This window comes from Donghicola mangrovi (assembly GCF_013377535.1).
GTDB classification, from domain to species: Bacteria; Pseudomonadota; Alphaproteobacteria; order Rhodobacterales; family Rhodobacteraceae; genus Donghicola; species Donghicola mangrovi.
This window is the reverse complement of the sequence record NZ_JABCJE010000001.1, coordinates 659,273-667,948: the sequence shown is the minus strand read 5'-3', so window position 1 is coordinate 667,948 and position 8,676 is coordinate 659,273. Positions and strand designations below refer to the sequence as shown.

General features: G+C 61.7%; 12 protein-coding genes. 5 read left to right on the top strand and 7 right to left on the bottom strand.

Annotation, left to right across the window (positions count from 1 at the left end; genetic code table 11):
* Positions 1-43: 43 nt before the first annotated feature.
* From trxA to hslU, 3 genes are all read left to right on the top strand, one after another.
* Complete coding sequence (trxA, locus tag HJ536_RS03425; RefSeq protein WP_176852423.1) at positions 44-364, top strand: thioredoxin; 321 nt, start codon at positions 44-46, stop codon at positions 362-364.
* Between the two features lie 75 nt (positions 365-439).
* Positions 440-1,000, top strand: coding sequence for an ATP-dependent protease subunit HslV (gene hslV / locus HJ536_RS03420; RefSeq protein WP_176852424.1), 561 nt, complete (start codon positions 440-442; stop codon positions 998-1,000).
* A gap of 72 nt (positions 1,001-1,072) precedes the next feature.
* Complete coding sequence (hslU, locus tag HJ536_RS03415; protein ID WP_177156654.1) at positions 1,073-2,380, top strand: ATP-dependent protease ATPase subunit HslU; 1,308 nt, start codon at positions 1,073-1,075, stop codon at positions 2,378-2,380.
* Position 2,381: 1 nt separating this feature from the next.
* Here the strand turns inward: hslU and HJ536_RS03410 are convergent, their stop codons facing one another.
* Genes HJ536_RS03410 through HJ536_RS03400 form a run of 3 tightly spaced genes read right to left on the bottom strand, consistent with a single transcriptional unit; the run spans position 2,382 to position 4,710 of the window.
* Entirely contained in the window at positions 2,382-3,008 is a 627-nt protein-coding gene (locus tag HJ536_RS03410) for a Smr/MutS family protein (protein WP_177156653.1), read from the bottom strand.
* On the bottom strand, positions 3,005-4,045 hold the full coding sequence (gene mltA, locus HJ536_RS03405) for a murein transglycosylase A (protein WP_176852427.1): 1,041 nt from the start codon (positions 4,043-4,045) through the stop codon (positions 3,005-3,007). The genes HJ536_RS03410 and mltA overlap by 4 nt, the downstream gene beginning before the upstream one ends.
* Positions 4,042-4,710 (bottom strand): Tim44/TimA family putative adaptor protein, encoded by a 669-nt coding sequence (locus tag HJ536_RS03400; protein WP_176852428.1) that lies wholly within the window; start codon positions 4,708-4,710, stop codon positions 4,042-4,044. The genes mltA and HJ536_RS03400 overlap by 4 nt, the downstream gene beginning before the upstream one ends.
* 116 nt (positions 4,711-4,826) lie before the next feature.
* On the opposite strand from HJ536_RS03400, the gene HJ536_RS03395 reads away from it, so the two are divergent.
* Together HJ536_RS03395 and secB are read left to right on the top strand one after the other, a co-directional pair.
* Positions 4,827-5,315, top strand: a complete 489-nt coding sequence (locus HJ536_RS03395) for an FxsA family protein (protein WP_177156652.1) — start codon at positions 4,827-4,829, stop codon at positions 5,313-5,315.
* Between the two features lie 58 nt (positions 5,316-5,373).
* Positions 5,374-5,868, top strand: coding sequence for a protein-export chaperone SecB (gene secB / locus HJ536_RS03390; RefSeq protein WP_176852430.1), 495 nt, complete (start codon positions 5,374-5,376; stop codon positions 5,866-5,868).
* 7 nt (positions 5,869-5,875) lie between these two features.
* On the opposite strand, the gene dnaQ is transcribed toward secB, so the two are convergent.
* From dnaQ to HJ536_RS03370, 4 genes are read right to left on the bottom strand one after another with little or no spacing between them, the layout of a single operon-like run.
* Positions 5,876-6,613: a DNA polymerase III subunit epsilon gene (gene dnaQ / locus HJ536_RS03385; RefSeq protein WP_177156651.1), complete on the bottom strand. Its 738-nt coding sequence runs from the start codon at positions 6,611-6,613 to the stop codon at positions 5,876-5,878.
* Complete coding sequence (gene coaE, locus HJ536_RS03380; RefSeq protein ID WP_177156650.1) at positions 6,606-7,196, bottom strand: dephospho-CoA kinase; 591 nt, start codon at positions 7,194-7,196, stop codon at positions 6,606-6,608. Before coaE ends, dnaQ begins: the two co-directional genes overlap by 8 nt.
* Positions 7,193-8,026, bottom strand: coding sequence for a shikimate dehydrogenase (locus HJ536_RS03375; RefSeq protein WP_176852433.1), 834 nt, complete (start codon positions 8,024-8,026; stop codon positions 7,193-7,195). The genes coaE and HJ536_RS03375 overlap by 4 nt, the downstream gene beginning before the upstream one ends.
* Positions 8,023-8,622: a Maf family protein gene (locus HJ536_RS03370; protein ID WP_177156649.1), complete on the bottom strand. Its 600-nt coding sequence runs from the start codon at positions 8,620-8,622 to the stop codon at positions 8,023-8,025. The genes HJ536_RS03375 and HJ536_RS03370 overlap by 4 nt, the downstream gene beginning before the upstream one ends.
* Positions 8,623-8,676 lie beyond the last annotated feature (54 nt).

Sequence of the window (8,676 nt, the reverse complement as noted above, 5' to 3'; positions counted from 1 at the left end):
GCACTTACGTTCCGCTCAACCGCATTCCGTAGGAGTTACAGACATGGCCACCGTAGCCGTCACCGACGAAACCTTTGACGCCGAAGTCAAGCAGTCCGACATCCCCGTTGTTGTGGATTTCTGGGCAGAATGGTGTGGCCCCTGCAAGATGATCGGCCCCGTTCTGGAAGAGCTGTCGACCGAAATGGAAGGCAAGATCAAAGTCGTCAAAGTCGACGTTGACTCGAACTCGGGCATGGCGGCGCAGCTGGGTGTTCGCGGCATCCCCGCGCTGTTCATCTTTAAGGACGGCGAAGTTGTTTCGAACCGCGCAGGCGCAGCCCCCAAGGCGGCTCTGCAGGCTTGGATCAACGAGTCGATCTGATCTGAGGATCACCGGAATTTATAGGGGCGTCCGGCACAGGGCGCCCTTTTTCTTATGCGACACGAGGTAGATTTCATGGCTGATAACGAATTCCCCGGCTGGCATGGCACCACCATCATCGGCGTGCGCCGCGGCGGCGAAGTCTGCATCGCGGGCGACGGTCAGGTGAGCCTTGGCAACACCGTGATCAAGGGCACCGCCCGCAAGGTGCGCCGCCTGTCCCCCGGCGGATATGACGTGATCGTGGGTTTCGCAGGCTCGACCGCTGATGCGTTTACTCTGCTCGAGCGTCTGGAGAAAAAGCTCGAAGCCACCCCCGGCCAGCTGGCCCGCGCCAGCGTGGAACTGGCCAAGGATTGGCGCACCGACAAGTACCTGCAAAAACTGGAAGCCATGCTGATCGTCAGCGATGGCAAAGAGCTACTGGTCATCACCGGCGCAGGCGACGTTCTGGAGCCCGAGCATGACATTGCGGCCATCGGGTCGGGCGGGATGTTCGCCCTGTCCGCGGCGCGCGGTCTGTCCCACAACCCCGATTTGTCCGCCCAAGAGGTCGCCGAGCGCGCAATGGCGATTGCTGCCGATATCTGCGTCTTTACCAACGGCAACCTGACCATCGAAACCCTGAAGGGTTAAGGGGATCCGCCCCTTTTCCCACCGTGGGCCAGCACCTATGTCTGGCCCGACACCGAATACCAGGAGACCCCTATGACCGACCTTACCCCGCGCGAGATTGTCAGCGAGCTGGACCGGTTCATCATCGGACAAGCCGAAGCCAAGCGGGCCGTCGCGGTCGCCTTGCGGTCCCGTTGGCGGCGCCAGCATCTGCCTGCCGCCCTGCAGGACGAGGTGTACCCCAAGAACATCCTCATGATCGGGCCCACCGGCGTCGGTAAAACCGAGATCAGCCGCCGTCTGGCGAAACTGGCCCGCGCGCCCTTTATCAAGGTCGAGGCGACCAAGTTCACCGAGGTCGGCTATGTGGGCCGCGACGTGGAACAGATCATCCGCGATCTGATGGACGCCGCGATGATCACTACCCGCGAATACATGCGCGAAGACGTGAAATCCCGCGCCATCCAAGCCGCCGAGGACCGCGTTCTGGCCGCCATCGCCGGTGAAGACGCCCGCGAGAGCACCAAAGAGATGTTCCGCAAGAAGCTCCGCGCAGGCGAGCTGGACGACAAGGAAATCACCATCGAGGTGGACGACACCTCTAGCCCCTTTGGCGGGATGATGGACATCCCCGGCCAGCCCGGCAGCCAGATGGGCATGATGAACCTAGGCGAGATGTTCGGCAAAGCGTTCCAGCGCAAGGTTCGCAAGACCGTCACCGTCGCCGAAAGCTATGAGCTGCTGATGGGCGAAGAGGCCGACAAGCTGCTAGACGATGAACAACTCAAGCGCGCTGCGCTGGAGTCGGTCGAGCAGAACGGCATCGTTTTCATCGACGAGATCGACAAAGTCTGCGCCCGTAGCGAGGCTCGCGGCGGCGATGTCAGCCGCGAAGGGGTGCAGCGCGACCTGCTGCCCTTGATCGAAGGGACCACCGTCAGCACCAAATACGGCGCTGTGCGTACGGACCACATCCTGTTCATCGCCTCGGGTGCGTTCCACATCGCGAAACCGTCGGACATGCTGCCCGAACTACAGGGCCGTCTGCCGATCCGTGTGGAACTGAAGGCTCTGACCGAGGCCGATTTCGTCCGCATCCTGACCGAGACCGACAACGCGTTGACCCGTCAGTACGCCGCCTTGATGAAGACCGAAGGCGTCACCATCGAGTTCAGCAAAGACGGCATAGCCGAGATCGCCCGCATCGCCGCCGAGGTGAACCGCAGCGTCGAAAACATCGGTGCCCGTCGTCTGTACACCGTGATGGAACGCGTGTTCGAGGAGCTGTCCTTTGTCGCGCCCGATCTGGGTTCGCAGCTGATCACGATCAACGCCGACTATGTCCGGAAATACGTGGGCGAGCTGGCCGGTTCTGCCGACCTGAGCCGCTACGTTCTGTAAATCAGCGCGCCCGCCGCAGATACACGTAATATGCACCTCCGCCCCCGTGGCGGAGGTGCGCTTGTCTCACCTGTAGGACCATGTGGGATATCGGGCTCATTTGCAGCCACATCGGCACCTGATGGCGCAGTGCGCCGGTACGCTCGGGGATGGGGCTGTCGGTTTCCTTGACCTTGCCCTTGCCGGTAATCACCAGAACCAGACGATGCCCCGCCGCGTGGTTGCGCATCACAAAGGCCACGAGCGCAGGATGCGCCTGCGCCAAGGTCATCCCGTGCAGGTCGATCCGCGCGTCCGGCACCAGCTTGCCGCGCTTCATCTGCGTGTGGGTTTTCTTGTGCATGTTCAGAGGCGCGCCTGCGACCTCATCCTCGATCGCGGGGGTCAGGTTCTGGCCCAGCTTGTGCTTGCCCTTCTTGGCCTTCATCCCGATCGTGAAATGCTCCAGCTGGGGCGGGGTCGGCACATCCTCGAGCGGGACCTTGGGGGTCTTGCGCACGGGCTCGGGCAGCCACTCAGCCTCGTCCACGATGGGTTTGCGTTCGGGATGCATTGGGTCAGCGGTGCGGCGCACCTGATCCCACAGATCACGTTCCTCTTCGCTCAGTTTCCGGCGGCGGCGGGTCATAGCTCCTCCGCGAGGCTGGCGTAGGCGCGCTGGATAGGCATCAGGACGACCATTCGGCCGGGGTCCTTCATCGTGCCGGCCAGTTCGCCAGCGCGGTCACCGGTGCCCATGAAAACGTCAGCACGTTGCGCGCCCTTGATCGCGGAACCGGTGTCCTGCGCGATCATCAGGCGGCGCAGGGGCAGGTGGCCATCCTTTTCGACCCAGACAGGCGAGCCAAGGGTCACATAAGCCGGGTCCACCGCAATGCTGCGCAGGTCGGTCAGGGACCTGTTCATGGCCCCCAAGGGGCCCTTGTTCGCGGGCACCTTGCTGACTTCGCGGAAAAAGACAAAGGACGGGTTGTGCCACAACAGTTCGCGCCCCGCCGCAGGGTTCCGGCGCACCCAGTCGCGGATGGTTTGGGCAGACACCTGATGCATGTTGAAGACGCCGCGACGGACCAACTCCTGCCCGATAGAGCGATAGGTATGGCCGTTCTTGCCCGCGTAGCCCACGCGCATCGCGCTGCCATCAGGCAGGCGGATACGGCCAGAGCCTTGGACTTGCAGGAAAAATGCTTCGACCGGATCATCGACCCAAGCCAGTTCCAGACCGCGGCCATTCAGGAAACCGCCCTCTTCGATCTGGCGGCGGGTGAGCCATGGGTTGATCTGCTTGGCCTCGGTCGGCATCCGGTAAAGGGGGTAACGGTAGCGCCCCGAGGGCACGCGCGAGCCATCCAGTTCAGGCTCGTAATAGCCGGTGAAAAGGGCGTCATTACCGTCCTCGACCATCACGGGGCGGAAGAACATCTCGAAAAAGGCGCGGGGTGCGGCACGATGATCGCGGGCCACCGAGCACAGACTGATCCAGTCTGGCGCCTCAATATCGGCGCAGGTGTTCAGAAAAGCATCAAGGGCCGCGGCATGATCATCCTCGGCCCATCCATCCAGATCTGAAAATTCGAGCAGTCGCGTCACAGGTTCCTCGCTGTGTGCTGGCGCAGCCCATAATGGACACAGCGCCAGCAGAACGGCCAGAGCCTTGCGGATCATTCGCCAGTCGCCACCAGCTGCCAGTTGGGATCGTCGGTGCCCATACGGCGGGCAAAGGTCCATGCGTCCTTCTGGCGTTTGATCTGGCTGGCGTCGCCGTCGATGACAACGTCATTGGCATCACGCACCTGCCAGGTCAGATCGGCCACGAAACGCACGGTAACCTCGCCTTCCTGCGTTGCAGGGTCATAGGCGGCGTCGATCAGTTGCAGCTCGCGGATGCCAACAAAGGTGGCGTCGATGCTCAGCCCTTCGTCAGCGCGTTGGTCGATGACGCTGGCAAAGCTTTCGGCGACTTCCTCGGACAGGAAGGGGCGGATTTCGTTCAAATCGCCGCGCTCGAAACCCATCAGGATCATTTCATAGGCCGCACGGGCACCCGACAGGAACTCGGTCACCGAGAAAGAGGGCTCAACACGCTTCATCTCGGCCAAGGCGGCAGCGGCGGGGCTGGCCTCGGGGACGTGGTCCACGATGTCGCGGTCGGGACCGCCATCTATAACCTCGAAGTTATGTTTCGAGTTGGCGGCAGGAACGGGTTGTTCGGTCCTCGGGAGGGGCGGTTTTTCAAATCCCTCACGGGTACCCAGCACGCTTCTGAGCCGAAGGATCAGAAAAACGGCAATACCAGCAAGGACCAAAAGCTGCACGATCGGAGATTCCATCAGTTCCTCGTCTTTACGGGGACCGTAGCATGATCCCGTATCAGCACCTATGTATGTCACACACAGGGTCAAGTCCACCGACCCACCCAAGATCAATTACCGGAAAGGTTCTAACAATGTGGTTATTTCTGGCGTTCGTGCTGGTTCCGATCATCGAGATCGGCCTGTTCATCCAGGTCGGAGGTCTGATCGGGCTATGGCCAACGCTGGCAATTGTGCTGCTGACCGCCATGATCGGCACCTACATGGTCAAGTCCGAGGGCCGCGGCGTCCTGCGCGATTTACAAAGCTCTATCAACCGGATGGAGGACCCGTCCGAGCATCTGGCAAGCGGCGCGATGATCCTGTTTGCGGGGGCTCTGCTGCTGACGCCGGGCTTCTTTACCGACACGATGGGCATCTTGCTGCTGATCCCCGGCGTACGCTCGGTGGTGTTCAACCAGATCAAAGCGAAAATGCAGGACCAACGCGCCCGCGGCCAATCGCGCGGCGGCTTCCAGTCGCAGACCATCGTGGTGGATTACGAGGTTCTTGACGAAAATCAGCCGAATGCGCGGCCCTCAAATACCAATGAACATGGGCCTTCGGGCTGGACCCGCCATTGAGCATTGGCCTCGTGAATGATAAGTCCGTTAGCGAATAAAGTCCTAGGGAGACATTTCAATGACCGATAACCTTGAGGCAGGCGCACCGAACGCAGCCCCCCAAATGAAGGTCCACATTCTGGCGCAATACGTGCGCGACCTGTCCTTTGAAAACATTCTGGCGCAAAAGGGCGCTTCGGGCGACACCACCCCCGAGGTTTCCGTGAACGTTGGTCTGGACGTGAAAAAGCGCCCGGCAGATCACCAGTTCGAAGTCATCATGAAGACCAAGGTCGGCGCGAAAACCAAAGAAAGCGGCTCGCCGCTGTTCTTTGTCGAGCTGGAATATGCCGGTGTGTTCCACATCGAAGGCATCCCCGAGGATCAGATGCACCCGTTCCTGCTGATCGAGTGCCCGCGCCAGCTGTTCCCCTTCGTGCGCCGCATCATCAGCGATGTGACCCGCGACGGCAGCTTCCCTCCGCTGAACCTCGAGAACATCGATTTCGTAGCTCTGTACCGCCAGCAACTGGCGCAGATGCAGGCGCAGGCAGCCCAGAAGGCCGACGCCTGATCGCGGCCTAGCTGCTAAGCTTTTTCCAAAGCGCGCCGTCGCCCAATTTGTCGATAAAGGCAGAATGGGCGGCGGCTTCTTGTTCTGTGATCCGCGAGGGCAGCGGATTGGGACGCGGGCGCGGACGCCATTCCTCGCCGCCGGCAGTGCCGCCAGAGCCCACATAGGTATCGGCCAGCCCGAAGTCCGGCTGACGGCCCCCCAGAAGCTCCAGATACACCTCTGCCAAAATTTCGGAGTCGAGCAGCGCCCCGTGCAGGGTCCGGTTCGAGTTGTCGATCCCGAAGCGGCGGCACAGCGCGTCCAGCGTGGCCGGAGAACCGGGGAATTTCTTGCGCGCCAAGGCCAGCGTATCGAACGCGCGATCATAGGAGATCATCGGCAGGTTCATCCAGCGCAGTTCAGCGTTCAGGAATTTCATGTCGAACGCGGCGTTATGGATCACAAGCTTGGAATCCGAGCCGATGAAATCCAGAAACGCCTGCCCGACCTTCTTGAACACCGGCTTGTCTTTTAGCGTGACCTCACCGTCCTTGGGCGGGCGGGGGCTGGACAGCAAGTCGGGGCCGATGCCGTGCACGCCGAACGCCTCGTCGGGCATACCGCGTTCGGGGTTGATGTACTGGTGATAGGTCCGGCCGGTGGGCATGTGGTTGATCAGCTCAACCGCACCGATCTCGACGATCCGGTCCCCCTTTTCGGGGTCAAAGCCCGTCGTTTCCGTATCGAGAACGATCTCACGCATGGGATTCTCCTCTGATTTTGGCGACTATTGCCTCGACTTGTAAGCGCGCATTTTCGGGTGTGTCAGTGATAATCACATAATCCGCGCGGGCCCGTTTTTCAGCGTCGGGCATCTGACGGGATTTGATCTGCTCGAACTGCTCTTCGGACATGGTGCCCCGCGCCAGTACACGCTGCCGCTGGGTGTCCGCGTCGATCGAGGTCACGCAGACTGCATCCAGCGCCCCTTCGGTTCCGTTTTCGAACAAAAGCGGGATGTCATAGACGGCGATGTCACTGGGACAGGTAGCGCGGAACGCATCACGGTCAGCGGCTACCAAGGGATGGACAATCCCATTCAACACATTGAAATCATTTGGATGTTCGGACAAATGCGCGCGCAGGGCAGGGCGCGAGACTGCGCCATCCACGACCGCATTCGGGAACGCGGCCCCAATGGGGCCAACCGCGCTGCCACCCACCCCGTAAATCCGGTGAACGGCGGCATCAGCGTCCCAGACGGCGCAGCCCAGATCAGCAAAGATCTGCGCCGTCGAGCTTTTGCCTGTGCCGATCGAACCGGTCAGGCCCAAGTGGTAGGTCATCCCAGAACCACGTTCCGCAGGTCTTCGTCCACCTCGGGGCGCTGGCCGAACCAACGCTGGAAGCCCGGCACAGCCTGATGCAGCAGCATCCCCAGCCCGTCTACGGTCTGGAAGCCCGCATCCTCGGCCGCAGCCAGCAGGGGCGTGCGAAGGGGCGTATAGACGATGTCCGTGACCAGCGCGGTCTTGGGCAGCTCCTCGAGGTTGATCTTGAGGGGGGTCTGCCCCTCCATCCCCTGAGAGGTGGTGTTCACCAAGGTCGCTGCGCCATCCAGCATCGCGTTCATATGCACCCAGTCGTAGACCACGATACGGGCACCAAATTCGGACTTCAGCTGATCGGCGCGCAGGCGCGTGCGGTTCGTCAGACGGATCTCTGGCACGCCTGCATCAAGCAGGGACACGATCACCGCCCGAGCCGCCCCACCTGCGCCAATGACCGCCGCAGGGCCGCCACGAGGGTCCCAGCCGCGCGCACGCTGGCGCAGGTTCTCGATAAAGCCGTAGCCGTCGGTGTTGTCCGCGAAAATGGTGCCGTCCGAGCGGAAGGTCAGCGTGTTGGCTGCCCCGATCAGGGTGGCGCGGTCGGTGACCTGATCTGCCAGACGCAGAACGGTTTCCTTGTGAGGGATGGTCACGTTGGCCCCGACAAAGCCCATACGGCCCATGGCGCCCAAAACCTCGACCAGATCGTCGGGATGTACCTCTAGGGGGACATAGTGGCCCTTGATGCCGTACCGCTGCAGCCAGTGGCCGTGCAGACGCGGTGACAGGCTATGGGCCACAGGATAACCGATGACGCCGGCCAAAGGTATCGAATGCTTACTCATGATGCGATGCTCCCTGTCACACCGAGATACGCCAGAAGCTCGACCAGCGGCAAACCCAAAATGGTAAAGTAATCGCCCTGAACGCTGGAAAAGAGTCGCACACCCTCTTCCTCGAGTTTGTAGCCCCCGACCGAGTGACGGATGCTGTCCCAGTTCCGCGCCAGATAGGCGTCCAGATAGGCGTCAGAGAAGCTGTGCATCCGCAGGCGGGCCACACCGACGTGGCGCCACTTGGGCTCTGCCCCCTGATAGATGACCGCTGCGGACAGCAGCTGGTGGGGCTGGCCACGCAGCTCGGTCAGTTGTGCGCGGGCGATCTCGGGGGTGGCGGGCTTGGAATAGATGGTGTTGCCCATGGCCAGTACCTGATCGCAGCCCAGAACGATCGCGTCCGGATGCTTGGCGCTGATCTTGCGGGCCTTGGCCTCGGCCAGAGCGTCGGCCACATCGCGGGGCTTGGCCTCTTCCATCTCGAGCGCGGTGCGGATGGCCTCCTCGTCGACGCGGGCGGGGATGATTTCAACCTCCAGTCCTGCATTGCGAAGAAGCTGCGCGCGGATTTCCGATCCTGACGCGAGGATGATCCGATCCTGCATGTGGATAACCTTGTGAGAGTCTGCCGTGTAATCCCTGTACGGGTTCGTGGACCG